The organism is Kitasatospora sp. NPDC015120, from assembly GCF_043080305.1.
Classification (GTDB): Bacteria; Actinomycetota; Actinomycetes; order Streptomycetales; family Streptomycetaceae; genus Kitasatospora.
On sequence record NZ_JBIBVJ010000005.1, the window covers coordinates 476,279 to 501,911 of the forward strand.

Here is a 25,633-nt window from a genome sequence, read left to right on the forward strand (position 1 = left end):
GCAATTCCCGCTACTAGCAGCAAACGCCTGAAAGCAGACGGTCACGCAGGTTACCGTCGGTTCTGTGTTTGCAGCAGAACGTCGCCAGTTGATCCTCGAAATGGTGCGCGCCAACGGAGCGGTCTCGCTCCGCGAGTTGGCCCGCGTCGTCCAGACCTCCGAAGTGACCGTGCGCCGCGACGTACGGGCCCTGGAGGCAGAAGGGCTCCTCGACCGCCGGCACGGCGGCGCGGTGCTCCCCGGCGGCTTCAGCCGCGAACCCGGCTACCCGCAGAAGACCCACCTGTCCGCCGCCGAGAAGAGCGCCATCGCCGATCTCGCCGCCGGCCTGGTGGAGGAGGGCGACGCCGTGGTGGTCGGCGCCGGCACCACCACCCAGGAACTCGCCCGCCGGCTGGCCCGGGTGCCCGGGCTGACCGTGGTGACCAACTCGCTGCTGGTCGCCCAGGCGCTCGCGCACGCCAACCGGGTGGAGGTGGTGATGACCGGCGGCACCCTGCGCGGCTCCAACTACGCCCTCGTCGGCAGCGGCGCCGAGCAGTCCCTGCACGGACTGCGGGTCACCAAGGCCTTCGTCTCGGGCAGCGGGCTGACCGCCGAGCGAGGTCTGTCGACCACCAACATGCTCTCCGCGAGCGTGGACCGGGCCCTGGTGCAGTCGGCCGCCGAGGTGATCATCCTCGCCGACCACACCAAGCTCGGCGCGGACAGCATGTTCCAGACCGTGCCCACCGACACCATCACCCGCCTCGTCACCGACGAGCACGCCACCGCCGACGACACCACCGCCCGGGAACTCGACGCGCTCGCCGACTGCGGCGTGCAGATCGACCTCGCGCCGCTCGGCGCCCCGCCGTCCGGCGACGCCCCGGTGCACGGCACCGGCAGCGGCCCCGTCCACCAGACCCAGCCGGGCCCGATGGCCCGCCGCCCCGTCCCGCCGCCCCCCGGCGGCGCCCCGCTGCCCGGCCAGCGCCGCCCCGGCGTCCACGGCCACGGACCCGGCCACGGCGGACCGGCGGGCCCGGGCGGACCGCTGCCCGCCAGGCTCGCCGAACTCGGCCTCCAGCGCGGACGCTGACCTCCCGTCACGCCCGTCCGGCCCCCAGCACCCCCGCAGGACCGCGCAGGACCGCGCAGGACCGCGCAGCACCCCCGCAGGACCTGATCCACCGCCGGAGAACACGACCGGTCCGCACACCCGAAGGTGTACGGACCGGCGGCGGAGGACGCGGGACGCGTCAGTCCTTGATCTCGCAGAGCGCCGCACCGCTGGAGACGCTCGCCCCCACCTCGGCCTTGAGGCCGACGACGGTGCCCGCCTTGTGCGCGTTCAGCGGCTGCTCCATCTTCATCGCCTCCAGGACGACGATCAGCTCGCCCTCCGCGACGACCTGGCCCTCCTCGACCGCGACCTTCACGATGGTGCCCTGCATCGGCGACGCCAGCGTGTCACCGCTGACCGCCGAACCGGCCTTCTTCGCCCCCACCCGGCGCTTGGCCTTCGCGGCCCCGGCACCGGCGGCCGGAGCGGCCTGGACGCCCAGCGAGGACGGCAGCGAGACCTCGATCCGCTTGCCGCCGACCTCGACGACCACGGTCTCCCGGCCCTCCGCCTCCTCGCCCTCACCGGCCGTACCGGCGAACGCGGGGATGGTGTTCTCGAACTCGGTCTCGATCCACCGGGTGAAGACCTTGAACGGCCCGTCACCGCCGTGCACCTCCGGCGCGAACGCCGGGTCCGTGACGACCGCCCGGTGGAACGGGATGGCCGTCGCCATGCCTTCGACCTTGAACTCCGCCAGCGCGCGCCGCGCCCGCTCCAGCGCCTGCTTGCGGTCCCGGCCGGACACGATCAGCTTCGCCAGCAGCGAGTCCCAGGCCGGGCCGATCACCGAGCCGCTCTCGACGCCCGAGTCCAGCCGCACGCCCGGGCCGGACGGCGGCGCGAACAGCGTCACCGTGCCCGGGGCGGGCAGGAAGTTGCGGCCCGGGTCCTCACCGTTGATGCGGAACTCGAACGAGTGACCGCGCACCTCCGGGTCGCCGTACCCGAGCTCCTCGCCGTCCGCGATCCGGAACATCTCGCGGACCAGGTCGATCCCGGTGACCTCCTCGGTGACCGGGTGCTCGACCTGCAGACGGGTGTTGACCTCCAGGAAGGAGATCGTGCCGTCCAGGGCCACCAGGAACTCGCAGGTCCCGGCGCCCTCGTAGCCGGCCTCCTTGAGGATGGCCTTCGACGCCCGGTACAGCTCGGCGTTCTGCTCCGGGGTCAGGAACGGCGCGGGCGCCTCCTCGACCAGCTTCTGGTGGCGGCGCTGCAGCGAGCAGTCACGGGTCGAGACGACCACCACGTTGCCGTGCTTGTCGGCCAGGCACTGGGTCTCCACGTGCCGCGGGTTGTCCAGGTAACGCTCGACGAAGCACTCGCCGCGGCCGAAGGCGGCGACCGCCTCGCGGACCGCGGAGTCGTACAGCTCCGGGATCTCCTCCAGCGTGCGGGCGACCTTCAGGCCGCGGCCGCCGCCGCCGAACGCCGCCTTGATGGCGACCGGCAGACCGTGCTCCCGGGCGAACGCGACGACCTCGTCGGCACCCGAGACCGGGTCCGGCGTACCGGCCACCAGCGGGGCACCGGCGCGCTGCGCCACGTGCCGGGCGGTCACCTTGTCGCCGAGGTCGCGGATGGCCTGCGGCGGCGGGCCGATCCAGGTGAGACCCGCGTCGATCACGGCCTGGGCGAAGTCGGCGTTCTCCGACAGGAAGCCGTAGCCGGGGTGGACGGCGTCCGCACCCGAGTCGGCGGCGGCCTGGAGGACCTTGGCGATGTCCAGGTAGCTGGTGCCGGGGGTGTCGCCGCCCAGCGCGTAAGCCTCGTCGGCCGCGCGGACGTGCAGCGCATCCCGGTCCGGCTCGGCGTAGACGGCGACGCTGGCGATACCGGCGTCCGAGCAGGCCCGGGCGACGCGGACGGCGATTTCCCCGCGGTTGGCGATGAGCACCTTGCGCACTGTGGCTCCCTTCTTGAACCTCGTCGAGTTTATGGATTCCTGGGCAGTACCGGCGAGTAGCCCCAGGTTGTGAACTATCCCACACGGAGGGTGATGCGCCCGGACGGGCGGCGGGCGGCCCGGCGGGAGTCCTTGCAGGTCGTGGCCGGTGGGCCGGCGGGGGTCCGGCGCTTGCGCTCGGTGACGGGGCGGCGTGGCGCGGCGGTGGTGTTGGCCACATCCGGCCGGGAGCGCTCCGTGCGCCGGGATCACGCGCCGGCGGCGGGCGCGGCGGCCCGGGGCGGCGGCCCGGCGGGCTCCGGCGGACCGGGCGCGCGCTGCAGGGCCGCGGCCGTGACGTCGGCGACCTGCTCGACGACGTCGGGGCCGTAGGCGGCCGGGTTGACCACCTTGAGCAGCAGCGCGAAGGTGCCGTCCGTGCCGTGGCGGCGGGCCAGCCGGCGGTGGTGGGTCACCAGGTGGCGGACCCCGGCGTGGTTGGCGATGCCGGTCTGGCCGGAGATCAGGAAGACCGGGCGGCCGTCCCCGGGAGTGGCCAGCCGGGCCAGCAGCACGTACTCCGCGGCGTGCACGTCGGCGGTGTAGGAGCGGCCCCCGACGGTGATGGTGTTGTCCGGGCGGGCGTGGTCACTGGAGATCGTCACCCCGGGCAGGCCCCAGGCCAGGTGGGCGGCCATCCGCTCGTTGGAGACCGGGCCGCCGAAGCAGAGTTCGGTGCGGGTGCCGAGTCCGCGCGGCGCGGTGTCGTGGGCGACCAGGTCGGCGTGCGCGCCGCACTCCTTCACCAGGGCGGCGAGTTCCATCAGCGCGTAGGCGTCGCGCCGGGTGACCGTCCGGGGGTGCGCGCCGGTGCCGATGCTGCGGTTGACCACGATCAGGCACTCACTGCCGGCCGGCAGGCCGAGGAAGGCCCTGGCCCGTTCCAGCCGGCGTCTGCGGCGCAGGCTCTGGCCGAGCCAGCCGAGTGCGGCACTGATCGCGCTGGCCAGCAGGCCCAGCAGCACGTTGAGCAGACCGTCGGTCATCCCGCCCGCCACCTCCCCCGTCGCTCCGGGGCGGTGGTGCCGTCCCGGACGCTCCTCCAGCGTGCCCCATCGCGGGCTCGTCGGCGGGGCGGTCGGCGACAATCGCGCCGTCGTTCCGGCGGGCGCCGTCGGCCGGCGCCCGCGGGCGGGCGGTCAGGCCCAGAGATCGGTGATCCGCAGGTCCAGCTCGGCGAGCAGGGTGCGCAGCAGCGGCAGCGAGAGGCCGATGACGTTGCCCGGGTCGCCGTCGATGCCCTCGACGAACGGCGCCGAGCGGCCGTCCAGGGTGAACGCGCCCGCCACGTGCAGCGGTTCGCCGGTGGCGATGTAGGCGGCGACCTCGGCGTCGTCCGGGGTGCCGAAGCGCACGGTGGTGGAGGCGGTGGCGGAGGCCTGCCGGCCGCTGGCGGTGTCGATCACGCAGTGGCCGGTGCGCAGCACGCCGGCCCGGCCGCGCATCGACTGCCAGCGGGCCAGCGCCTCGGCCTCGTCGGCGGGCTTGCCGAGGGCCAGGCCGTCCAGCTCCAGCACGGAGTCGCAGCCGACGACCAGCTCGCCGCCGGTGAGGCCGGCGGCGACGGCCTCGGCCTTGGCCTCGGCGAGGACGAGCGCGAGGGCGCCGGGGGTGGGGGCGGTGAGCGCGTCCTCGTCGACGCCGCTGACCACCACGCGCGGGTCGAGGCCCGCCTGGCGCAGCAGCCCGAGGCGGGCGGGGGAGGCGGAGGCGAGGACGAGGGTGCGGCGGTCGGTCATGCCCACCAGGGTAGAGGGGCGCCCGGGGCGGCCGGTCCAGCGATCGTCAGATCATCAGCAGGACGGCGATCAGCAGGGCGAGGACGGCGAGCACATGACCGGCCCGGTGCAGCTTGCGCTGCATCCGCCGGGCTTCCGGGGAGGGCTCGTCGCGGGGGTCTGACCAGAGCATCGTTCCAGGGTGCTCCGGCGGGCGGCCGGAGCGCCTGAGTATCCGTACTCAGCTTTCGGGGCAATCCGGGCCTTTGCCGGGCGCTCGCCGCGGGGTCGGCGAAGCGGCGCCTTCGCCGAGCCGCCCGGCCCTGGCGGAGCGGCTCGGGGGTGCACGGTGCGAAGCGGTGGCCTCGCACCGTGCACGCCCGCCCCGGTGGGCGGCGGCCGGCGCTACCGGGCCCAGCCGGAGGTGCGCCAGGCGTTGACGCCCGGGCGCGGGGTGGCGCGCATCCGGCGCGCACGGTCGTTCCAGGCGGAGTCCGGGCCGGCGCCGGCCCGGCGGGCGGCCTCGGCGGCGGCCTGCGCGGCGGCGGCCCGGGCCTGGACCACCGCCAGGACGGCGGCCAGCTCCTCGGGGGTCGGCTGCCCGTGCAGCACGTGGATCGGGGCCATGGTCAATCCTCTCGCGGTCCTCCGGCTCAGGCCACTACAGCGGAATGTTGCCGTGCTTCTTCGGCGGCAGCACCTCGCGCTTGCCGCGCAGCGCGCGCAGCCCGCGGACGATGTGCCGGCGGGTCTCGCTCGGCGCGATGACGGCGTCCACGTAGCCGCGCTCGGCGGCCAGGTACGGGTTGAGCAGGGTGTCCTCGTAGGAGGCGATCAGCTCGGCCCGCTTCTCGTCGGCGCTCCCGGCCGCCTCCGCCTCGGCGATCTCCCGCCGGTGCAGGATGTTGACCGCGCCCTGCGCGCCCATCACGGCGATCTGCGCCGTCGGCCAGGCCAGGTTGAGGTCGGCGCCCAGGTGCTTGGAGCCCATGACGTCGTACGCGCCGCCGAAGGCCTTGCGGGTGATCACGGTGATCAGCGGCACGGTCGCCTCGGCGTAGGCGTAGATCAGCTTGGCGCCGCGCCGGATGATGCCGTCCCACTCCTGCTCGGTGCCGGGCAGGAAGCCGGGCACGTCGACGAAGGTGATCACCGGGATGTTGAACGAGTCGCAGGTGCGGATGAAGCGCGCGGCCTTCTCGCTGGCGGCGATGTCCAGACAGCCCGCCAGGTCCATCGGCTGGTTGCCGACGATGCCGACCGGGTGGCCCTCGACCCGGCCGAAGCCGGTGACGATGTTGCCCGCGTACAGCGGCTGGGTCTCCAGGAACTCGCCGTCGTCGAGGACGTGCTCGATCACCCGGTGGATGTCGTACGGCTGGTTCGCCGAGTCCGGTACCAGGGTGTCGAGTTCGAGGTCCTCGTCGGTGACGGACAGGTCCGCCTCCTCCGGGAACGACGGCGGGTCGGAGAGGTTGTTGGAGGGCAGGTACGACAGCAGGCTCTTGACGTACTCGATCGCCTCCTTCTCGTCCGTGGCCAGGTAGTGCGCGTTGCCGGACTTGGTGTTGTGGGTGCGCGCGCCGCCCAGCTCCTCCATCGCGACGTCCTCGCCGGTGACGGTCTTGATCACGTCGGGGCCGGTGATGAACATGTGGGAGGTGCGGTCGGCCATCACCACGAAGTCGGTGATGGCGGGGGAGTAGACCGCGCCGCCCGCGCAGGGGCCCATGATCAGCGAGATCTGCGGGATCACCCCGGAGGCGTGCACGTTGCGGCGGAAGATCTCGCCGTACAGGCCGAGCGAGACCACGCCCTCCTGGATCCGGGCGCCGCCCGAGTCGTTGATGCCGATGACCGGGCAGCCGGTCTTCACGGCGAAGTCCATCACCTTGACGATCTTCTCGCCGAACACCTCGCCGAGCGAGCCGCCGAAGACCGTGAAGTCCTGGGCGAACACGGCGACCTGACGGCCGTCGACGGTGCCGTAGCCGGTGACCACGCCGTCGCCGTAGGGCCGGTTCCTCTCCTGGCCGAAGTTGGTGGAGCGGTGCCGGGCGAACTCGTCGAACTCGACGAAGGAGTCCTCGTCCAGCAGCTCCGCGACCCGCTCGCGGGCCGTCAGCTTGCCCTTGGCGTGCTGCTTCTCCACCGCCTTGGCGGAGCCGGAGTGCACCGCCTCGTCGATCCTGCGCCGGAGGTCGGCGAGCTTGCCGGCGGTGGTGTGCGGGTCGTGCGGCGCGTCGGTCATTCCGGTGGCTCTCCCTGCATCCTGGGCCGCGACCTGTTTTCGGGGGCGCGCGGGCCGGGTGGGGGCCGGCGCGGACGAGGGGAGCAGGGCGGCACAACGAACTACCGTCGAGTAGCGTAGCCAGGGCGGACGGCCCGCGTAACGTCCGGGCGTTATGGCCAGCGACACAGTGTGGTCGGCGCCGGGGTGGGGGACGATGGGACGGCCTACGGCCTCCCGGACCCGGCACCGTTCTAGGGTGAGCCGCATGACCTCCGACACCCCCCGCCGCAGTGGACTGCGCGGCCTCGGCCACGCCGGGCCGTCGCCGTGGACCGACCTGGACCGCCCGCCGCTGGACGCCGCCGCGCTCCGCCGGGACCTGCTGAGGCCCGGCGGGCTCTGGACCTCGATCGACGTCGTCGAGGAGACCGGATCCACCAACACCGACCTCGCCGCCCGCGCCCGCGAGGGCGCCCCGCAGGGCGCGGTGCTGGTCGCCGAGGCCCAGAACTCCGGGCGCGGCCGGCTCGAACGCCGGTGGAGCGCCCCCGCCCGCTCCGGGCTCTTCCTCTCCGTCCTGCTTCGCCCGGACGAGGTACCCGTCGAGCGGTACGGCTGGTTGCCGATCCTGGTCGGCGTCGCCGCCGCGAGCACGCTGCGCCGGGTCGCCGAGGTGGAGGCCGGCCTGAAGTGGCCCAACGACCTCCAGGTGGAGATCGACGGCGCGGAGCGCAAGCTCGGCGGCATCCTCACCGAGCTGGGCGGCGGCGCGGTGGTCGCCGGCCTCGGCCTCAACGTCTCGCTGCGGGCCGCCGAACTGCCCGTCCCCACCGCCGCCTCGCTCGCGCTGGCCGGCGCCGCCGTCACCGACCGGTCCACCCTGCTGCGCGCCCTGCTGCGCGAGTTCGCCGAGCTGTACGGGGAGTGGACGGCCGCCGCCGGCGACCCGCACGCCAGCGGCCTGCTGCGCGCGTACGCGGACCGCTGCACCACGCTGGGGCGGCCGGTGAAGGTGCTGCTGCCCGGCGACCGCGAACTGCGCGGCGAGGCGGTCGCGGTCGACGGGGACGGCCGGCTGGTGGTCCGCACCCCGGACGGCGCCCGGCGGGCGGTCGGCGCGGGGGACGTCGTCCACGTGCGCCCGGAGCCGCGCGTGCGGGAGTAGCCGGCGCCACGCGCCGGGTGGGAGCCGGTGCCGTGCGCCGGGCGGGCGCCCCGTGCGTCCCCTTACCTCCCCTTGACCCGGGCGGATGCCCCGGATCGCGCGATTCCGTGCGAACATTCCACCTGGCAGCAGTGTGAGGCGCGCCACTGCCCGCCGGGTGGCGGGCGCGCCGGACACGCAGGACACGAGGCGAGTGCGGCGACCGCACGGGGACGGACCGGTGGCAGAGGACGGCAGCAACGGCGGCGGCACCGGCGCCGGAGGCAACGGCGGCCCGGCGGGCTCCGACGACCAGACCGTCGCCCTCGACCTCGAACGCCTGATCCTGGACGCCCCGCGCCGCTACACCCCGTACCAGGCCGCCCGGGCCGCCGACGTCCCGATGGAACTGGCCACCCGCTTCTGGCGGGCGATGGGCTTCCCGGACATCGGCCAGTCCCGGGCCCTGACCGACGGCGACGTGATCGCGCTGCGCCGGCTGGCCGGTCTGGTGGAGTCGGGGCTGCTGAGCGAGTCGATGGCGATCCAGGTGGCCCGGTCCACCGGCCAGACCACGGCCCGGCTGGCGGGCTGGCAGATGGACACCTTCCTGGAGAACCTCACCCAGTCCGTCGAACCCGGCCTGACCCGCGCCGACGTCGCCTACCCGCTGGTCGAGCTGCTGCTGCCGGAGCTGGAGCAGTTCCTGGTGTACGTCTGGCGGCGGCAGCTGGCCGCCGTCACCGGCCGGGTGGTGCAGGCCGCCGAGGACAACGAGATCACCAGCGGCCGGCTCGCCGTCGGCTTCGCCGACCTGGTCGGCTTCACCCGGCTGTCACGGCGGCTGGAGGAGGAGGAGCTCGGCGAACTCGTCGAGACCTTCGAGAACACCTGCTCCGACCTCATCGTCGGCCAGGGCGGCCGGGTGATCAAGACGCTCGGCGACGAGATCCTCTTCGTCTCCGAGGACCCGGTGACCGCCGCCGGGATCGCGCTCGGCCTCGTCGAGGCGCTGGCCGAGGACGACACCATCCCCGCGCTGCGGGTCGGCATGGCCTTCGGCACGGTCACCTCGCGGATGGGCGACGTGTTCGGCACCACGGTCAACCTGGCCAGCCGGCTCACCTCCATCGCGCCCAAGGACGCGGTGCTGATCGACGGGGAGTTCGCGGCCGCGCTGGACCAGAACGGCAGCGTCGCGCCGCCCGACGCCGACGGCCCCGGGCTGGCCGAGGCGCTGTCGGTGGCGGCCGGGCTGCCGCCGGCCGGCCCGCCGGGCCCGGGGGCGGACGCCGCCCACCGGTTCAGCCTGCAGCCGATGTGGCGCCGGCCGGTGCGCGGGCTGGGCCTGGTCGAGCCCTGGCTGCTCTCCCGGCGGACCCCCTAGAACCTAGGTCCTCTCTTCCGGATCACGGCAGGCCCGGCGGCGTCCGGGTGCGGGCACCTCCGGGCCGACGGCCGGGGCGGGCCCGGGCGGCACCCCGCGGGCGCGGGTCGGACGACGGCCCCCTGGCCGCCACCCCGGGCCGCGGTGCCCGGGCGTCCCGGCCGGGGAGCGGCGCGACACGCCGAACGGCGGTGCGGCCGTGGCGGGTACGAAGCCGAAAACGGGGCGAAACCGAACGAAACCGCCATAGTCTTGGTGCAGGCGCCCGGTGCGGCCGGCCCGCAGGGCGGCGCTGCCGGACGGGCGGGAGCGGGCGTGGGCGCGGGTGTCCGGGCGGACCACGGGCAGGACCGGGCACAGGGAGCGAGGCGAGCCGGTGAGCAGTGAGGCGATCATGACGGACCGCGGCCGGACCCAGCAGCCGCCCGCCGTCCCCGAGCCCGGGGCGGCCCCCGAGGACGGTCCCGTCACCGACGCACGGCTGCGCGCCGTGGTCGAGCTCGCCCAGGACATGGCCGGCGCCCTCACCCCGCTGGAGGCCGTCCGGGCCGCCGCCGCCCGGGCCACCGAGGCGCTCGGTGCGACGATGGCCGCCGTCTCGGTCTGGGACCGCGAGTCCGGCCGGCTGCGGGTGCTGGTCAACCACGGCGAGCTCGCCCCCGGCGAGGAGGAACTGCCCGAGGACGAGTCCTACCCGGTGGCCGACTTCCCGGAGATCGTCACGTACCTGGAGGAGCGCTGGACCACCGGCCGGCTGCCCCGCGCCTGGGTGCAGACCGCCGACAACAGCCAGCCGCACGCCGGACACACGCACCCGACCGCGGGCGCGTACTGCCAGGAGCGCGCCGCCGCGCTGCGCCGGCGCGGCCGGGCCTGCTGCGTGGTCGCGCCGATCGTGCTGCACGGGCAGGCCTGGGGCGAGCTCTACCTCGCCCGCACCGCCGGGATGCCCGCATTCACCGAGGCCGACGCCGACTACGCGACCCTGCTGGCCGCCCAGATCTCGGCCGGTCTCGCCCAGACCGAACGCCTGGCCGATCTGCGCAGGCTCGCCTTCTCCGACCCGCTCACCGGCCTCGCCAACCGGCGCGCGGTGGACGCCCGGCTGGAGGACGCGCTGGCCGCGCACAACCGCGACAACACCGTGGTCTCCCTGGTGGTCTGCGACGTCAACGGCCTCAAGCGGGTCAACGACCAGCTCGGCCACGAGGTCGGCGACCGGCTGCTGGAGCGCTTCGCCCACCAGCTGTCGCTGGCCGCCGCCAAGCTCCCCGGCAGCCTCGCCGCCCGGCTCGGCGGCGACGAGTTCTGCCTGCTCGTCGAGGGGCAGAAGGCGGACGAGGTGGTGGCCGTCGCCGAGGAGCTGTGCGCGCGGGCGCTGGCCCTGTCCGAGGGCGAGGGCGTGGCCTGCGGCGTCGCCTCCACCGGTGACTCGATCGGCCCCGTCACCACCGCCGACCGGCTGTTCCGGCTCGCCGACGCCGCCCAGTACCGGGCCAAGGCCGCCCGGGCCGCGCACCCGGTGGTGGCCGGGCGCAGCCATGGTCCCGGGTTCGCCCCCGATCCGACGGTCCTGCTCGCCGACGCCGCCGACCCGCAGCACCGCGGCGACGGCCGGTTCCGCCCCGGCGGCCGGGCCGGGGCCGGGGACCGGCGGCGGTTCCGCGGCGCCGCGCACAGCGCCGACCCGGGGCAGCTGCTCACCGCGGTGCTCGCCGCGCTCGACCGGCAGGGCGCGGTGCGGGCCGTCCACCCGGCCGACACCATCGGCAAGCTCACGATCGTCGCCGAGACCTCGGCCCGGCTGCTGGACGCGGTCGGCTGGTGGATCTCCTACGTGCCGCCCGGCTCGCAGCTGATGCGCACCGCCCGGCACGCCGTCTACCGGATGACCAGCGGGCCGAGCAGCAGCCGGGCGGAGACCCAGCGGGCCCAGATCGAGGCCCCGGACGCGGTGTTCGACCTGCGCCACTACCCGATGACGCGGCGGGCGGTGCGCGGCGGTGCCTTCGCGCTGCGCGCGGGCGCGGCGGGCAACGATCCGGCGGAGGAGGCGATGCTGGTGGTCTCCGGCTACCGGGGGATGGTCGCGGCCGGCGGCCGGAACCCGGCGGGCGGCTGGCTCCTGGAGCTGTTCGCCGACGATGCCACCCTGCCGCTCGGGCAGGTGGCGGCCGCGCTGCGCGCCCTGGTCGCGGTGGCCCTGGCGGGCCCGGCCTCGCCGCCGGAGGGCTGAGCGGGCGGGCCGCCGGCGCCGGGAGTGTGGCGCTTCGGTGACCGGTGTGTTCCGAGCCGGTCGCGGTCCGGTCGTGGGGGTGGGCGCGGCGGGGTGTGCGGTGGGAGGGTGTCGGCGGTCGGCGGGCCGTCGGGGCGCCGCCGGATGGGATGTCGGGGGTTGATTCCTGTGCGTACTCGATGGACGGGTCTGGTTCTCTCGGGGGTGCTCGCGTTCGGGGGCACCGCGCTGGCCGCGGCTCCGGCGGCCTCGGCGGCCGGGGCCGCGCCGCGGACGGCGGCGGTGAGCACGGCGGGCGCGGCGGGCACGCAGGCCGCGGGTGCGGCGGCGGGCGGCGCGGTCCACGCGGCGCAGGCCGGCCGGCCCGGGGCGGCGGCGGACCGGCACGACACCACCCGGCTGGCCAAGGACAAGTCCAAGAAGAAAAAGAAGAAGGGCATCGGCACGTTCATCGGCCTGATCATCGGCGTCGTCGTGGTGCTGGTGGTGATCGCCGTGATCATCGCCGTGGTGCTGGTGCTGCGGCGCCGCACCCGGTCCTGAGCCGGGCGCGGGCTCAGCCGCCGGTGGTGCCGAGCGCGCCGAGCAGGGCCGCCACCACCCCGTCCGCGTAGCCGGCGTCCAGCGGTCCGAGGCCGTGCAGCCAGCGGTAGTACAGCGGGCCGTAGAGGAGTTCGACGGCGAGGTCGAGGTCCGCGTCCGCCCGCAGCTGCCCGGCCTCCCGGGCGGCCCGCAGGCGGTCGCGGGTGACCTCCAGCAGCGGGTCGAGGAGCCGCTCGCGGTACTCGCGCAGCAGATCGGGGTCGGTGAGGACCTCGGCGGTCAGGGCGCGGCCGGTGTGGTTGAAGGCGGGGTCGGCGAGTTCGAGGGCGGTGAGCCGCAGGACGGTCCGGAGGTCCTCGCCGAGGTCGCCGGTGTCGGGGAGGGCGAAGCTGCCGGCGGCGTTCTCGTTGGCGGCGAGGAAGGCGTCGAAGACGACGGCGCCCTTCGACGGCCACCAGCGGTAGATGGTCTGCTTGCCGACGCCGGCGCGGGCGGCGATCTTCTCGATGGTGAGCTTGCCGAAGCCGATCTCGGCGACGAGTCCGGCGGCGGCGGTGAGGATCGCGGTGCGGCTCTGCTCACTGCGGCGGCTGGGGTCGGGGGCGTTCTGCTGTCTGGCCATGGCGTCCATCCTACAAAGGTGACGAGACGATCCGTATCGTCTTGACAGGCGCTCCTGGGCGGGGCATGCTGAGGGCACTTCAGCGAGACGAACCGTCTCGTCTCGCACTGTCGAGAGGAATCACGCGATGACCCGTCGCTCCGCCCACATCGTCATGGCCTCCATCCCGGCCCACGGCCACGTCAACCCGAGCCTCGCCCTGATCACCGAACTCGTCGCCCGGGGCCACCGGGTCAGCTACGTCAACGACCCGTCCTTCGCCGCGACCGTCGCCACCACGGGCGCCACCCTCGTCCCCTACCCGACGGCGCTGCCGCTCGGCGACGACCCCGCGGGGTGGCCGGAGGACCCGGTCGCCGTCCAGGACGTCTTCCTCGACGACGCCCTGGCCATGACACCGGTGCTCCAGGAGCTCTTCGCCGAGGACCGTCCCGACCTCGTGCTCCACGACATCGGCGCCTTCGCCGCCCGGGCGGTGGCCGAGGGCCACGGCGTGCCGGTGGTCCAGCTCTCGCCGACCATGGTCGGCTGGGAGGGCATCGAGCAGGATCTCGCCGGGATGTTCGAGGCGCTCCGCAGCGGCCCCGGCGGCCCCGAGCACTACCGGCGGTTCGGCGACTGGCTGGCCGCGACCGGCGCCGCCGTCCGGGACGTCGAGCGGTTCAAGAACCGCCCCGAGCGGGCGCTCGCGCTGATCCCGCGGGCGCTGCAGCCCCACGCGGACCGGGTCGACCCCGCCCGGATCACCTTCGTCGGCCAGTGCTTCGGCGACCGCGCGCACCAGGGCCACTGGCAGCGGCCCGACGGCGCCGGGAAGGTGCTGCTGGTCTCGCTCGGCTCGGCCTTCACCGACCGGCCGGCCTTCTACCGGGAGTGCCTGGCGGCCTTCGGCGGCCTGCCCGGCTGGCACGTCGTGCTGCAGGTCGGCCGGCACACCGACCTCGCCGCGCTGGGCGAGGTACCGGCCAACGTCGAGGTGCACCGCTGGGTGCCGCAGTTCGACGTGCTGGCGCAGGCCGACGCCTTCGTCACCCACGCCGGCACCGGCGGCGCGAGCGAGGGCCTGTACCACGGCGTGCCGATGATCGCGGTGCCGCAGGCCGTCGACCAGTTCGCCAACGCGGACTCGCTGGTGGCGCTCGGCGTCGCCCGCCGGCTGGACACCGACGACGCGACGGCCGCCGCGCTGCGCGCCGCGCTGCTGGAGCTGACCGGCGACCCGGCGGTGGCCGCCCGCCTCGCCGAGCTGCGCGCCGAGGCCCGGGCCGAGGGCGGCACGGGGCGCGCGGCGGACCTCGTCGAGGCGGAGCTGCGGTGAGCCCGGCCCGGGCGGCCGCTCAGGCGATCCGGTCGGGGCGGGTGTAGACGTTGGCGCCCTCGCCGCGCAGGAAGCCGACCAGGGTCAGGCCCAGTTCCTCGGCGAGGTCCACGGCGAGCGAGGACGGCGCCGAGACCGCGGCCAGCAGCGGGACGCCGGCCAGTGCCGCCTTCTGGGTCAGCTCGAACGAGGCCCGGCCGCTGACCAGCAGCACGTGCCCGGTCAGCGGCAGCCGGCCCTCGCGCAGCGCCCAGCCGACCACCTTGTCCACCGCGTTGTGCCGCCCGACGTCCTCGCGGGCGCAGAGCAGCTCGCCGCTGCGGCCGTCGAACAGGCCGGCGGCGTGCAGGCCGCCGGTGGAGTCGAAGGTCCGCTGGGCGGCGCGCAGCCGGTCCGGCAGCGCGTACAACAGCGCGGGCGGGACGGTCAGCGGGTCGTCGCCGACCGGGTGGTGCACCTGGGTGCGCACCGCGTCCACGGTGTCGCGCCCGCACAGGCCGCAGGCGCTGGTGGTGAGCAGGGTGCGGTGCGCGGAGAGCGGCAGGGGCCGGGCGCCGCGCGGCGTCGCGTCGACCACGTTGTAGGTGTTGGCGCCGTTCTCGTCGGTGCCGGCGCAGTAGCGCAGCGCCGCGAGGTCCTCGCCGGTGCGGACGATCCCCTCGCCGACCAGGAACCCGGCCACCAGGTCGAAGTCCTGGCCGGGGGTGCGCATGGTGACGGTGAGCGGTTCGCCGCCCAGCCGGATCTCCAGCGGTTCCTCGGCGGCCAGCGCGTCCGGCCGGGTGGTGCGCCCGTCCCCGCGCAGCCGGAGCACCCGCCGCCGTGCCGTTGCCCGCGTCATCGCCCGGTCCGCCTCTCCGCCCGCCGCGCCCGGCCCCGCGCCGTCCGCACTCCCCCCACAGCGTGCGTCACCGGGCGGGATATTCGAAAATCCTGCTGACCGGCCGGTGCGGTGGTCGACGGTCAACCACGCCAAGATGGTTGTCATATCTTCATTCACCTGCTGAGATGATGCATATGGATATGCACCGTGCTGCGGCCCCCCACGCGCCGCTCGTCCAGGTCGGCAAGGCCGACGTCAGCGCCGAGGACGTGCTGGCCGTCGCCCGGGGGAACGCCCGGGTCGAGATCGGACCCGACGCGCTCGCCGAGATGGCGGCCTCGCGTGCCCGGATCGACGCCCTGGCCGCCGAACCGCGCCCCGTCTACGGCGTCTCCACCGGCTTCGGCGCCCTCGCCGTACGGCACATCAGCCCGGAGCTGCGCGCCCAGCTGCAGCGCTCGCTGGTGCGCTCGCACGCCGCCGGGATGGGCCCGGCGGTCGAACGCGAGGTCGTCCGCGCGCTGATGTTCCTGCGGATGAAGACCCTCGCCAGCGGCCGCACCGGCGTGCGCCCGCTGGTCGCCGAGACGATGGCCGCGATCCTCAACGCCGGCATCACCCCGGTGGTCCGCGAGTTCGGCTCGCTCGGCTGCTCCGGCGACCTCGCGCCGCTCTCGCACTGCGCGCTCGTCCTCATGGGCGAGGGCGTGGCGACCGGCCCCGACGGCGTCGAGAAGCCCGCCGGCGACCTGCTCGCCGCCGCCGGCATCGCGCCCGTCGAACTGCTGGAGAAGGAGGGCCTCGCCCTCATCAACGGCACCGACGGCATGCTCGGCATGCTCGTCATGGCCATCGCCGACCTGCGGCGCCTGTTCACCACCGCCGACATCACCGCCGCGATGACCCTGGAGGCCCTGCTCGGCACCGACAAGGTGCTCGCGCCCGACCTGCATGCCCCGATCCGCCCGCACCCCGGGCAGGCGCTGTCCGCCGCCAACATGCTGGCCGTGCTCCGGGGCTCCGGCCTCACCGGCCACCACCAGGACGACGCCCCGCGCGTCCAGGACGCCTACTCGGTGCGCTGCGCCCCGCAGGTGGCCGGCGCGGGCCGCGACACCCTCGCGCACGCCGAGCTGGTCGCCTCCCGCGAGCTGGCCGCCTCGGTCGACAACCCCGTGGTGCTGCCGGACGGCCGGGTCGAGTCCAACGGCAACTTCCACGGCGCCCCGGTCGCCTACGTGCTGGACTTCCTCGCCATCGCCGCCGCCGACCTCGGTTCGATCTCCGAGCGCCGCACCGACCGGCTGCTCGACAAGGCCCGCTCGCACGGCCTGCCGGCCTTCCTGGCCGACGACCCGGGCGTGGACTCCGGTCTGATGATCGCCCAGTACACCCAGGCGGCACTGGTCAGCGAGAACAAGCGGCTCGCCGTGCCGGCCTCGGTCGACTCCATCCCCTCCTCGGCCATGCAGGAGGACCACGTCTCGATGGGCTGGTCCGCGGCCCGCAAGCTGCGCCAGGCGGTGGACAACCTCGGCCGCATCCTCGCCGTCGAACTCACCGCCGCCGCCCGGGCCCTGGAGATCCGCCGACAGGGCGGCGCCAGCGGCGAACCCGCCCCGGCCACCGCCGCCGCGCTGGCCGCCGCCCGCGCCGCCGGGGTGGGCGGCGCCGGGCGCGACCGCTTCCTGTCGCCGGACCTGGAGGCCGCCGCCGCGCTGGTCGCCTCCGGCGAGCTGGTGCGGGCGGTCGAGCAGGTCACCGGGCCGCTGGCCTGACGGCCTGACGGACCGGACGGACCGCACGGAGCGGGTGGGACGGGTGACGGCGGACCGGCGCCGGAAGAACCTAGTCCCACTCGCTCTTCGGCGCGTCCGCGTGGCGCCGCTGCTCGACGCGCTCGGCCAGTGCGGCGGAGACGTTGACGCCGACGATGCCGCCCCAGCAGACCAGCAGGCCCCAGAACCCGCCGGAACCACCGGCGATGCCGGACAGCGGGATGCCCAGCACCAGGGAGACGATCGGCAGCCGGATGGCCGAACGGCCGGAACGGTGCGGCCCGCGCCCGTACCCGGGCGGGCCGTAGGGCCGGCCGGCCCCGGCCGGGTGGCCGTACCCGTCGGCCGGACCGAGCCGCTCGGCGACCCGGCGCTCCACCCGGGCGTCGAGCCTGGCGTCGAGCCGGGAGAGGAAGGAGTCGACGAGCTCCGACTCGTACTCCTTGCCGAGCTCCTTGCGGGCCTGCAGCGTGGCGTCCAGATCGCGCCGCAGGTCGTCCTGGCGAGTGTCCATGGACACCAGACTGCGCCCGCCGGGCCGGGCCGGTCCACCCGTTCGCCGGGATTCAGGGCGGACTCAGGGGGATTTCAGGGTCACCCCGAGACCGGCCGGGGCCCGCGCGGGTCCGCATTCCGGGCGTCTCGCCCGACGTTCCGTCGTGCGAGACGTCTTTGCCAGCGGCCGCCCGCTGCTGCACAGTCATCCGAACAGCTCGCATCCGGAGGTACCGCCATGACCGCCACCGACGAAGCCGGCCCGGTCGGTCCCTCCGCCCGGCTGCTCCAGCTCTTCGAGGGCCACCGGCTCACCCCCACCCAGCGGCGGATCGCCCACTCGCTGGTGCGGCACGCCACCGAGGCGCCGTTCCTCTCCAGCGTCGAGGTCGCCGAACTCGCCGGTGTCAGCCAGCCCTCGGTGACCCGGTTCGCGGTGGCCCTCGGCTACGACGGCTATCCGGCGCTGCGCAAGCAGCTGCGCGAACTCGGCGCCGGCGAGGCCGCCGCCCCGGAGACGCCGGCCGACGCCGTCCGCAACGAGCACCAGCAGGCCGTGCTCGCCGAGATCGAGCACCTGCGCCACCTCGCCGAACTGCTCGCCGACCCCGAGCCCATCACCCGCGCCGCCCGGCTGCTCGCCGCGTCCCGCCCGCTGCCCGTCCTCGGTCTGCGGGCCGCCTCCGCGCAGGCGCGCGGCTTCGCGTACTTCGCCGCCAAGGTGCATCCGGACATCCGGCTGCTCGACGAGGGCGGCAGCATGCTCGCCGACCGCCTCGAACAGGCCGCCGCGGCGGGCGCGAGCGTGCTGCTCTGCTTCGCGCTGCCGCGCTACCCGCGCGAGCTGATGGACGCCCTGGCGGTGGCCCGCGAGTGCGGACTGACCGTCATCACGGTGGCCGACAGCGTCTTCGCGCCGGTCGCCAAGCTCTCCGACCTGATGCTGCCGGCCGCCGTCGGCACCGGACTGGTCTTCGACACGGCCTGTGCGCCGATGATGCTCGGCCGGGTGCTGCTGCAGACCATGTGCGACGAACTCCCCGGTGCCGAGGCGCGGTTGGAGGCCATCGAGCAGTCGGCGGCGTCCCGCGGGCTGTTCCTGGACTAGGCCCTCTCTTTCGGATCACGCCAGGCGGTCGCCGCCGGAGCACGCACTCCCCCAGCCTTCGGCCGGGAGGTACCCCCACGCCGGCTTGTCGTCGGTCGCCGATGGCCCCCAGCCTCCGGCCGGGAGGTGCCCCCACCGCATGGACTCCCTCCTCCGCACCGCCGATGCACGCTCCCTCCTTGCCCGCCCACGGGCAGGAGGGGCCCATCAACGACGCCCGCTCGTCCGACGTGATCCGAAAGAGAGGACCTAGGACGTCCCCGGACAGGGCCGGGCCGTCCCTCCGCCCGGACGGTGGCCCCGGACGCCGCCCGGCGACCGTATCCGCAGGTTGGCGATCCGCCCGGGGCGGGCATCACTCCAGTCAGGGGGTGCCGCCATGCGCGTGATCCACGAGATGAAGTTCGTCGGCCGGCTCGCCTCCGGAGCCGACGAATGGTCCTGCCCGACCTGCGGACGCCGCGTCACCCTGCGCCGTCTGCCCGACCCCGAACTCACCGTCCTCGACCCGGGCGACGAGACCGTCGTCCACGTCGGCGTGATCGAACCCGACGCCCGCGCCGCCGCGGCCGCCGACCAGTACGGCCTCGGCCCCGTCCAGGAGATCCCCCGGGCGTCCCGACCGCCCCGCACCTCCGGCGCCCCGGCCGGCGCCGTCCCCGACGCCGCCGACCGCCGCTGGCTCGCCGAGATCGGCATCGACTGGGACGACGACGCCGCCGCGTGAGGTGGCGCACGCGGCAGGGCCCCGCCGCGGGTTGCGGCGGGGCCCTGCCGGTGTGCGGCCCGGACGGGGGATCAGACGAGGGCGCCGTCGCCGGACGGGATGGCGAAGCGCTGGTTGGCGCCGCCGTTGCAGTCCCAGAGGACGAACCGGTTGCCGTTGGCGGTGTCGCCCCAGGGCAGGTCCAGGCAGCGGCCGGACTGCGGGTTGAACAGCGAGCCGTCGGCCCGCGGCAGCCAGACCTGGTTGCCGCCGCCGTTGCAGCTCCAGAACGTGGTCGCGGTGCCGTTGGCGGTGCCGTTCCCGTAGGCGTCGAGGCAGAGGTTGCCCCACCGGACGGTCCCGTCGGCGCGGTGGCTGCTGAGCCCCTGGCCGGCGGACTGCCAGCAGGTCTCGACCTGGGCCGGGGTGCCGTCCTGGCGGCTGCCGCCCGCGGCGGTCAGGCACTTGTACCGGTCGAGCCCGAGCGTGTACACGGAGCTCGCCCCCTCGGGGATCGCGGCGGCCCGCCGCAGCAGGGCGACGTCACTGAGCTCGCCCTTGAAGCGGCTCCTCGGCTCGCCCTGGTAGCGGTACTGCCCGAGCCGGAAGGCGCCGGTGGCCCGGAAGGAGTCGCCGGGGAGGTGGTGGCCGGTGGCGATCACCTGGTTGTCGACCTGCAGCGAGAGCAGCCCGGTGCGGGCGTCGTAGGCGACCGCCAGCTGGCTCCAGGTGCCCGGGGTGTAGGCGCCGCGGCCGGGCTGGTAGACGGAGGCCTCGTCGTAGGACCAGGTCTCGTCGTCCTGCCGGCCGAGCGCGGCGTGCCAGCGCCCGTCGCCCGGGTCGGCCCAGAGCATGAAGGCGCTCGACCGGGCGCCCTCCTGGCTGACCACGACGCCGCCCTCGGCGGTGGGCCTGGCCCAGGCGGTGACGGTGAAGCTCTCGCGGGTGTCGACCAGCGGCCGGTCCGAGGAGAGCGATCCGGTGCCGTCCAGCGTGGCGACCGTCGCGGGGCCGGTGACGGTCTGTCCCCACGGGGCGGGCAGCGTGGTGTGGCTCTCCGCCCAGCCGACGCCGGGGCCGGCCGTCAGCGGGGCGGTGCCGGCGGTGTCGGGGCCGAGGTCGTCCCGGCCGAGCTGCCACTGGTGCTCCGGCAGCGCGAGGTCGCCGACGACCCCCGGGCCGGGGTAGACGAAGGTCGGGATGGCCGTCTCGGCCGAGTAGTTGCCCGCCTGGTCGACGGCGCGCAGCCGCAGGGTGGCCGGGCCGGGCCTGGGGGTGGAGAGGTTCTCGCGCAGGCCGAGGCCGCCGCAGCCGGTCCTGGTCCACGGGTCCGTCTCGGCGGTGCGGTAGTCGAGGCAGGCGAAGCCGGAGACCGGGAAGCGGTCCCTGGGGTTGTTGTCGACGACCTGGTAGCTGAACTGGTTCGTGCCGAAGGCGTGCGGCACGACGTCCAGCGTCGGGCCGGCGATCCGCGGGGCGGCGCGGTCCACGCGGAAGTGGCAGTCGGCGGTGGCGGCGGAGCGGTTGCCCAGGGAGTCCGTGCCGACCACGTTCCAGGCGTAGCTGTGGCCCTCCTCCAGCTTGCTGCGGTCCAGGGCGAACTCGGCCTGCGCGCCGGGGGCGAGCCCGTCCACCCGGCCGGTGAGCACCTCGGTGTACGGCGCCGCGGTGTCGCGGACGTGGAACTCGGCGCCGAGCGCGGCGGAGGAGCCGTTCAGCGTGGCGGTGAGGCCGGTGGCGGTGCCGGGCAGCCAGCCCCAGAGCCGGACGTCGTCGGTGCCGCAGCCCTCGCTGCGGACGTCGGGATGCACGGTTCCCGGCGAGACCGGGCTGACGCGGGTGCCGGTGGGCGTCTCCACCGGGGCGGGTTCGGCGGCCCGGGCGAGCGGTGCCCCGGCGAGCAGGCCGGCGGCCAGGGCGAGGACGCTGCCGCGGGCAGCCGTCCGGCGGATCCGCGGGCTTCGCGGCGCCCCGCTCGGGCGCGGCGGAATCGAGGTCATGACGTTCCCCCCAAGGATCGTCCGTACGGGAAGGCCCCGTTGGTTCGTATGCAGCATGACGGTGCGTCGCAAGACCGTCAACCACTTTCCGGCCGATGCCGCGCGACCCCTGGCCGGGGGCTGGATGTTTGGATATATTCAGCCGAGTCGATCCTGAATGACTTCATCCGCAAGGAGACCGGGACATGGTGCAGCAGGCGAGCGGGCCGCGTGAGGTGCGGGCGGCGCGGGGGACGGGACTGACGGCGCAGGGGTGGCAGCAGGAGGCGGCCCTGCGGATGCTGATGAACAACCTCGACCCCGAGGTGGCCGAGCACCCCTCGAAGCTGGTCGTCTACGGCGGCACCGGCAAGGCGGCGCGCGACTGGCGCTCCTTCGACGCCATGGTGCGCACGCTGCAGGGGCTGAAGCAGGACGAGACCATGCTGGTGCAGTCCGGCCGCCCGGTCGGCGTCATGCAGACCCACGAGTGGGCGCCGCGGGTGCTGCTCGCCAACTCCAACCTGGTCGGCGACTGGGCCAACTGGGAGGAGTTCCGCCGGCTGGAGCACCTCGGGCTCACCATGTACGGGCAGATGACCGCCGGCTCCTGGATCTACATCGGCACCCAGGGCATCCTCCAGGGCACCTACGAGACCTTCGCCGCCGTCGCCGAAAAGCGCTTCGGCGGCAGCCTGGCGGGCACCGTCACCCTCACCGCCGGCCTCGGCGGCATGGGCGGCGCCCAGCCGCTGGCCGTCACCATGAACGGCGGCGTGGCGATCTGCGTCGACTGCGACCCGTCGCGCATCGCCCGCCGGATCGAGCACCGCTACCTGGACGTCGAGGCCAAGGACCTCTCCCACGCGCTGGAGCTCGCCGCCGCCGCCCGCGACAAGCAGCAGCCGCTCTCCATCGGCCTGCTGGGCAACGCCGCCGAGGTGTTCCCGCAGCTGCTGGCGATGGACGCGCCGATCGACATCGTGACCGACCAGACCAGCGCCCACGACCCGCTGAGCTACCTGCCGACCGGCGTCGGCTTCGACGACATGGCCGCCTACGCCGCCGAGAAGCCGGCCGAGTTCACCCAGCGCTCGCGCGAGTCGATGGCCCGGCACGTCGAGGCGATGGTCGGCTTCCAGGACCGCGGCGCCGAGGTGTTCGACTACGGCAACTCGATCCGCGGCGAGGCCCGGCTGGCCGGCTACGACCGCGCCTTCGCCTTCCCCGGCTTCGTCCCGGCCTACATCCGCCCGCTGTTCTGCGAGGGCAAGGGCCCGTTCCGCTGGGCCGCCCTGTCCGGTGACCCGAAGGACATCCACCGGACCGACAAGGCCGTGCTCGACCTCTTCCCGGAGAACGAGTCGCTGCATCGCTGGATCACCATGGCCCAGGAGAAGGTGCACTTCCAGGGCCTGCCCGCGCGCATCTGCTGGCTCGGCTACGGCGAGCGCGACAAGGCCGGCGAGCGGTTCAACGACATGGTGGCGAGCGGCGAGCTGTCCGCGCCGATCGTCATCGGCCGCGACCACCTGGACTGCGGCTCGGTGGCCTCCCCCTACCGGGAGACCGAGGCGATGCTGGACGGCTCCGACGCGATCGCCGACTGGCCGCTGCTGAACGCCATGGTCAACGTCGCCTCCGGCGCCTCCTGGGTCTCCATCCACCACGGCGGCGGCGTCGGCATCGGCCGCTCGATCCACGCCGGGCAGGTCACCGTCGCCGACGGCACCGCGCTGGCCGGCGAGAAGATCCGCCGGGTGCTCACCAACGACCCCGGCATGGGCGTCATCCGGCACGTCGACGCCGGCTACGACCGCGCCGCCGAGGTGGCCGGCGAGCGCGGCGTCCGCGTCCCGATGGCCGAGCAGAGCCCGACGGGTGAGCTGTGACGTCGTCCTTCGAGGAGATGTGGGCGGAGCTGCTCCCCGTGGGCCGCTCCGCCGCGTCCGGCGGCTACCGCCGGTTCGCCTGGAACACCGCCGACGCCGAGTGCCGCGCCTGGTTCGAGCAGCAGGCCCGCGACCGCGGCCTCGGCTACGAGCTGGACCGCAACGGCAACCAGTGGGCGTGGCTGGGCGATCCGGCCGCCGGCGACGCCGTCGTCACCGGCTCGCACCTGGACTCCGTCCCCGACGGCGGCGCCTTCGACGGCCCGCTCGGAGTGGTGTCCTCCTTCGCGGCGCTCGACGAACTGCGCGCCCGCGGGGCGCGGTTCACCCGGCCGCTGGCGGTCGTCAACTTCGGCGACGAGGAGGGCGCCCGGTTCGGCGTGGCCTGCATCGGCTCCCGGCTCACCACCGGGGTGCTGAGCCGGGAGGCCGCCCACGAACTGCGCGACGCCGACGGCGTGCGGCTGCCCGACGCGATGGAGCGGGCCGGCCAGGACCCGACGGCGATCGGCGCCGACGGCGAACGGCTGGCCCGGATCGGCGCCTTCGTCGAACTCCACGTCGAGCAGGGCCGCCACCTCGCCGAGCACCAGCCGGTCGGCGTCGCCTCGGCGATCTGGCCGCACGGCCGCTGGCGGTTCGACTTCCACGGCGAGGCCAACCACGCCGGCACCACCCGCATCGAGGACCGCCGCGACCCGATGCTGACCTACGCCACGACCGTGCTCGCCGCCCGCAAGAAGGCGCGGCTCGCGGGCGCGCTGGCCACCTTCGGCAAGGTCGCGGTCGAGCCCAACGGCACCAACGCGATCGCCTCCCTGGTCCGCGGCTGGCTGGACTCCCGGGCGGCCGACGAGGCCACCCTCACCGCGCTGGTCGGGGAGATCGAACGGGCCGCGGCCGAGCGCGGCGAGCGCGACGGCGTGCGGGTCGCGCTGACCCGCGAGTCCTACACCCCGGTGGTGGACTTCGACGGCCCGCTGCGCGACCGGCTGGCCGCCGTGCTCGGCGGCGCCCCCGTGCTGCCCACCGGCGCGGGACACGACGCCGGGATCCTGGCATCGGCCGTCCCGACCGCCATGCTGTTCGTGAGGAACCCGAGCGGTGTCTCGCACTCCCCGGCGGAACACGCCGAGACGGCCGACTGCCTGGCCGGCGTCACCGCCCTCGCCGACGTTCTGGAGGACCTGGCGTGTCAGTAGGCCGTGCCGCAGGTGGGCACACGACAGGTCGTGCCGGAGGCGCGCAGATGACGACCTTCTGGGCGCAGTACGCCTGGCTGCCGCACGTCAACGGGCCGGTGGTCGAGCCGGACGTCCTGATCAGCACCGGCCCCGGCGGCAAGATCGCCAGGGTGCAGCCGGACAGCGGGCCCTGCCCGCCCGGCGCCGTCCGGCTGGAGGGCCTGCTGCTGCCGGGCCAGGCCAACGCGCACTCGCACGCCTTCCACCGGGCGCTGCGCGGCCACGTCCAGGTCGGCTCCGGCACCTTCTGGACCTGGCGCGACACCATGTACCGGTTCGCCGGCGCGCTCGACCCGGACCGCTACCTGGCGCTCGCCACCGCCGTCTACGCGGAGATGGCGCTCGCCGGGATCACCGCCGTCGGCGAGTTCCACTACCTGCACCACGCGCCCGGCGGCGTCCGCTACGACGACCCCAACGCGATGGGCGAGGCGCTGATCGAGGCCGCCGCCCGGGCCGGCATCCGGATCACCCTGCTCGACACCTGCTACCTGTCCTCCGGCTTCGGTGCCGAGCCGGCCAGGCCGCAGCTCCGCTTCAGCGACGGCGACGCCGACGCCTGGGCCGAGCGGGCCGGGGCGCTGCGCGAGCGCGAACACGCCCGGATCGGTGCGGCCGTCCACTCGGTGCGCGCCGTGCCCGCCGAGCACCTGGGCACCGTCGCCCACTGGGCGGCGATGCGCCGGGCGCCGCTGCACGTCCACCTGTCCGAGCAGACCGCCGAGAACGACGCCTGCCTCGCCGCGCACGGCGTCACCCCGACCCGGCTGCTCGCCGACCGGGGCGTGCTCGGCCCGCGCACCTCGGCCGTGCACGCCACCCACCTCACCGAGGAGGACGTCAAGCTGCTCACCGACTCCTCCACCGCCGTCTGCATGTGCCCCACCACCGAGCGGGACCTCGCCGACGGCATCGGCCCGGCCCGGCAACTGGCCTCCGGCGGCTGCCCGGTCACCCTCGGCAGCGACAGTCACGCCGTCATCGACCCGTTCGAGGAGGCCCGGGCGCTGGAGCTGGACGAGCGGCTGCGCACCCGCACCCGCGGCCACTGGACGGCGAACGCCCTGCTGCGGGCCGGCACCGAGGACGGGCACGCCTCGCTCGGCTGGCCCGAGGCCGGGCGGATCGAGGCCGGCGCGCTGGCCGACTTCACCGTGATCGCGCTGGACTCGGTGCGCACCGCCGGCCCGCCGCCGCGGCTCGGCGCGGAGACCGCGGTGTTCGCGGCCTCGGCGGCGGACGTGCGGCACGTCGTGGTCGGCGGGCGGCAGGTCGTGCGCGACGGTGTGCACCAGCTGCTGCCGGACGTCCCGGGTGCGCTGAAGTCCTCGATCGACGCCCTGAGCTGCTGAGC

General features: G+C 75.0%; 21 protein-coding genes and 1 pseudogene. 12 read left to right on the plus strand and 10 right to left on the minus strand.

The window, feature by feature from the left end; all coding sequences use genetic code 11:
- Positions 1–100: 100 nt before the first annotated feature.
- Positions 101–1,081, plus strand: coding sequence for a DeoR/GlpR family DNA-binding transcription regulator (locus ACF1AK_RS16390; RefSeq protein ID WP_391499467.1), 981 nt, complete (start codon positions 101–103; stop codon positions 1,079–1,081).
- A gap of 160 nt (positions 1,082–1,241) precedes the next feature.
- On the opposite strand, the gene ACF1AK_RS16395 is transcribed toward ACF1AK_RS16390, so the two are convergent.
- The 6 genes from ACF1AK_RS16395 to ACF1AK_RS16420 all read right to left on the minus strand — a co-directional run bounded on the left by ACF1AK_RS16395 (position 1,242) and on the right by ACF1AK_RS16420 (position 7,022).
- Complete coding sequence (locus ACF1AK_RS16395) at positions 1,242–3,014, minus strand: acetyl/propionyl/methylcrotonyl-CoA carboxylase subunit alpha (RefSeq protein WP_391499425.1); 1,773 nt, start codon at positions 3,012–3,014, stop codon at positions 1,242–1,244.
- Between the two features lie 248 nt (positions 3,015–3,262).
- Positions 3,263–4,039 (minus strand): hypothetical protein, encoded by a 777-nt coding sequence (locus ACF1AK_RS16400; protein ID WP_391499426.1) that lies wholly within the window; start codon positions 4,037–4,039, stop codon positions 3,263–3,265.
- A 153-nt stretch (positions 4,040–4,192) separates the two neighbouring features.
- Entirely contained in the window at positions 4,193–4,792 is a 600-nt protein-coding gene (locus tag ACF1AK_RS16405; protein WP_391499427.1) for a nucleoside triphosphate pyrophosphatase, read from the minus strand.
- Between the two features lie 46 nt (positions 4,793–4,838).
- Positions 4,839–4,964, minus strand: a complete 126-nt coding sequence (gene mmpB / locus ACF1AK_RS16410; RefSeq protein ID WP_380290681.1) for a morphogenic membrane protein MmpB — start codon at positions 4,962–4,964, stop codon at positions 4,839–4,841.
- A gap of 212 nt (positions 4,965–5,176) precedes the next feature.
- The gene (locus tag ACF1AK_RS16415) at positions 5,177–5,398 is read right to left on the minus strand and encodes an acyl-CoA carboxylase epsilon subunit (RefSeq protein WP_391499428.1); all 222 of its coding nucleotides are present in this window, start codon (positions 5,396–5,398) and stop codon (positions 5,177–5,179) included.
- A gap of 34 nt (positions 5,399–5,432) precedes the next feature.
- On the minus strand, positions 5,433–7,022 hold the full coding sequence (locus ACF1AK_RS16420; RefSeq protein WP_391499429.1) for an acyl-CoA carboxylase subunit beta: 1,590 nt from the start codon (positions 7,020–7,022) through the stop codon (positions 5,433–5,435).
- Between the two features lie 247 nt (positions 7,023–7,269).
- On the opposite strand from ACF1AK_RS16420, the gene ACF1AK_RS16425 reads away from it, so the two are divergent.
- The 4 genes and pseudogenes from ACF1AK_RS16425 to ACF1AK_RS16440 all read left to right on the plus strand — a co-directional run bounded on the left by ACF1AK_RS16425 (position 7,270) and on the right by ACF1AK_RS16440 (position 12,314).
- Positions 7,270–8,169 carry a biotin--[acetyl-CoA-carboxylase] ligase gene (locus tag ACF1AK_RS16425; protein WP_391499430.1) on the plus strand — a complete coding sequence of 300 codons (900 nt, stop codon included), beginning with the start codon at positions 7,270–7,272 and terminating at the stop codon, positions 8,167–8,169.
- Between the two features lie 220 nt (positions 8,170–8,389).
- A complete protein-coding gene (locus ACF1AK_RS16430; protein ID WP_391499431.1) occupies positions 8,390–9,535 on the plus strand; it encodes an adenylate/guanylate cyclase domain-containing protein in 1,146 nt (381 codons plus the stop codon).
- Positions 9,536–10,046: 511 nt separating this feature from the next.
- Positions 10,047–11,183: pseudogene (locus ACF1AK_RS16435) on the plus strand (diguanylate cyclase domain-containing protein); the annotation flags it as partial.
- A gap of 792 nt (positions 11,184–11,975) precedes the next feature.
- Positions 11,976–12,314, plus strand: coding sequence for a hypothetical protein (locus ACF1AK_RS16440; RefSeq protein ID WP_391499432.1), 339 nt, complete (start codon positions 11,976–11,978; stop codon positions 12,312–12,314).
- 13 nt (positions 12,315–12,327) lie between these two features.
- Here the strand turns inward: ACF1AK_RS16440 and ACF1AK_RS16445 are convergent, their stop codons facing one another.
- Entirely contained in the window at positions 12,328–12,936 is a 609-nt protein-coding gene (locus ACF1AK_RS16445; protein ID WP_391499433.1) for a TetR/AcrR family transcriptional regulator, read from the minus strand.
- A 127-nt stretch (positions 12,937–13,063) separates the two neighbouring features.
- On the opposite strand from ACF1AK_RS16445, the gene ACF1AK_RS16450 reads away from it, so the two are divergent.
- Positions 13,064–14,254 (plus strand): macrolide family glycosyltransferase, encoded by a 1,191-nt coding sequence (locus tag ACF1AK_RS16450; RefSeq protein ID WP_391499434.1) that lies wholly within the window; start codon positions 13,064–13,066, stop codon positions 14,252–14,254.
- A 19-nt stretch (positions 14,255–14,273) separates the two neighbouring features.
- Here the strand turns inward: ACF1AK_RS16450 and fdhD are convergent, their stop codons facing one another.
- A complete protein-coding gene (fdhD, locus tag ACF1AK_RS16455) occupies positions 14,274–15,095 on the minus strand; it encodes a formate dehydrogenase accessory sulfurtransferase FdhD (protein ID WP_391499435.1) in 822 nt (273 codons plus the stop codon).
- 182 nt (positions 15,096–15,277) lie between these two features.
- Between fdhD and hutH the strand changes: the two genes are divergently transcribed.
- Positions 15,278–16,855, plus strand: a complete 1,578-nt coding sequence (hutH, locus tag ACF1AK_RS16460; protein ID WP_391499468.1) for a histidine ammonia-lyase — start codon at positions 15,278–15,280, stop codon at positions 16,853–16,855.
- 70 nt (positions 16,856–16,925) lie between these two features.
- Here the strand turns inward: hutH and ACF1AK_RS16465 are convergent, their stop codons facing one another.
- Positions 16,926–17,369 carry a hypothetical protein gene (locus ACF1AK_RS16465; RefSeq protein ID WP_391499436.1) on the minus strand — a complete coding sequence of 148 codons (444 nt, stop codon included), beginning with the start codon at positions 17,367–17,369 and terminating at the stop codon, positions 16,926–16,928.
- A gap of 219 nt (positions 17,370–17,588) precedes the next feature.
- Here ACF1AK_RS16465 and ACF1AK_RS16470 point away from each other — a divergent pair, with 219 nt between their 5' ends.
- Both ACF1AK_RS16470 and ACF1AK_RS16475 read left to right on the plus strand, forming a co-directional pair.
- Positions 17,589–18,458 carry a MurR/RpiR family transcriptional regulator gene (locus tag ACF1AK_RS16470; protein ID WP_391499437.1) on the plus strand — a complete coding sequence of 290 codons (870 nt, stop codon included), beginning with the start codon at positions 17,589–17,591 and terminating at the stop codon, positions 18,456–18,458.
- 379 nt (positions 18,459–18,837) lie between these two features.
- Positions 18,838–19,185, plus strand: a complete 348-nt coding sequence (locus tag ACF1AK_RS16475) for a hypothetical protein (protein WP_391499438.1) — start codon at positions 18,838–18,840, stop codon at positions 19,183–19,185.
- Positions 19,186–19,256: 71 nt separating this feature from the next.
- Here the strand turns inward: ACF1AK_RS16475 and ACF1AK_RS16480 are convergent, their stop codons facing one another.
- Complete coding sequence (locus ACF1AK_RS16480; RefSeq protein ID WP_391499439.1) at positions 19,257–21,164, minus strand: ricin-type beta-trefoil lectin domain protein; 1,908 nt, start codon at positions 21,162–21,164, stop codon at positions 19,257–19,259.
- 185 nt (positions 21,165–21,349) lie between these two features.
- Between ACF1AK_RS16480 and hutU the strand changes: the two genes are divergently transcribed.
- Genes hutU through ACF1AK_RS16495 form a run of 3 tightly spaced genes read left to right on the plus strand, consistent with a single transcriptional unit; the run spans position 21,350 to position 25,631 of the window.
- The gene (gene hutU, locus ACF1AK_RS16485) at positions 21,350–23,035 is read left to right on the plus strand and encodes a urocanate hydratase (protein WP_391499440.1); all 1,686 of its coding nucleotides are present in this window, start codon (positions 21,350–21,352) and stop codon (positions 23,033–23,035) included.
- A 17-nt stretch (positions 23,036–23,052) separates the two neighbouring features.
- Positions 23,053–24,237 (plus strand): allantoate amidohydrolase, encoded by a 1,185-nt coding sequence (locus ACF1AK_RS16490; protein WP_391499469.1) that lies wholly within the window; start codon positions 23,053–23,055, stop codon positions 24,235–24,237.
- A gap of 47 nt (positions 24,238–24,284) precedes the next feature.
- The gene (locus ACF1AK_RS16495; RefSeq protein WP_391499441.1) at positions 24,285–25,631 is read left to right on the plus strand and encodes a formimidoylglutamate deiminase; all 1,347 of its coding nucleotides are present in this window, start codon (positions 24,285–24,287) and stop codon (positions 25,629–25,631) included.
- Positions 25,632–25,633 lie beyond the last annotated feature (2 nt).

Coding starts and splice junctions, on each gene's coding strand:
- fdhD (WP_391499435.1), bottom strand. CDS start 15,095: ATGACGCGGGCAACGGCACGGCGGCGGGTGCTCCGGCTGCGCGGGGAC.
- ACF1AK_RS16480 (WP_391499439.1), bottom strand. CDS start 21,164: ATGACCTCGATTCCGCCGCGCCCGAGCGGGGCGCCGCGAAGCCCGCGG.
- ACF1AK_RS16425 (WP_391499430.1), top strand. CDS start 7,270: ATGACCTCCGACACCCCCCGCCGCAGTGGACTGCGCGGCCTCGGCCAC.
- ACF1AK_RS16390 (WP_391499467.1), top strand. CDS start 101: ATGGTGCGCGCCAACGGAGCGGTCTCGCTCCGCGAGTTGGCCCGCGTC.
- ACF1AK_RS16445 (WP_391499433.1), bottom strand. CDS start 12,936: ATGGCCAGACAGCAGAACGCCCCCGACCCCAGCCGCCGCAGTGAGCAG.
- hutU (WP_391499440.1), top strand. CDS start 21,350: ATGGTGCAGCAGGCGAGCGGGCCGCGTGAGGTGCGGGCGGCGCGGGGG.
- ACF1AK_RS16470 (WP_391499437.1), top strand. CDS start 17,589: ATGACCGCCACCGACGAAGCCGGCCCGGTCGGTCCCTCCGCCCGGCTG.
- hutH (WP_391499468.1), top strand. CDS start 15,278: ATGCACCGTGCTGCGGCCCCCCACGCGCCGCTCGTCCAGGTCGGCAAG.
- ACF1AK_RS16465 (WP_391499436.1), bottom strand. CDS start 17,369: ATGGACACTCGCCAGGACGACCTGCGGCGCGATCTGGACGCCACGCTG.
- ACF1AK_RS16400 (WP_391499426.1), bottom strand. CDS start 4,039: ATGACCGACGGTCTGCTCAACGTGCTGCTGGGCCTGCTGGCCAGCGCG.
- ACF1AK_RS16405 (WP_391499427.1), bottom strand. CDS start 4,792: ATGACCGACCGCCGCACCCTCGTCCTCGCCTCCGCCTCCCCCGCCCGC.
- mmpB (WP_380290681.1), bottom strand. CDS start 4,964: ATGCTCTGGTCAGACCCCCGCGACGAGCCCTCCCCGGAAGCCCGGCGG.
- ACF1AK_RS16420 (WP_391499429.1), bottom strand. CDS start 7,022: ATGACCGACGCGCCGCACGACCCGCACACCACCGCCGGCAAGCTCGCC.
- ACF1AK_RS16495 (WP_391499441.1), top strand. CDS start 24,285: ATGACGACCTTCTGGGCGCAGTACGCCTGGCTGCCGCACGTCAACGGG.
- ACF1AK_RS16415 (WP_391499428.1), bottom strand. CDS start 5,398: ATGGCCCCGATCCACGTGCTGCACGGGCAGCCGACCCCCGAGGAGCTG.
- ACF1AK_RS16450 (WP_391499434.1), top strand. CDS start 13,064: ATGACCCGTCGCTCCGCCCACATCGTCATGGCCTCCATCCCGGCCCAC.
- ACF1AK_RS16490 (WP_391499469.1), top strand. CDS start 23,053: ATGTGGGCGGAGCTGCTCCCCGTGGGCCGCTCCGCCGCGTCCGGCGGC.
- ACF1AK_RS16475 (WP_391499438.1), top strand. CDS start 18,838: ATGCGCGTGATCCACGAGATGAAGTTCGTCGGCCGGCTCGCCTCCGGA.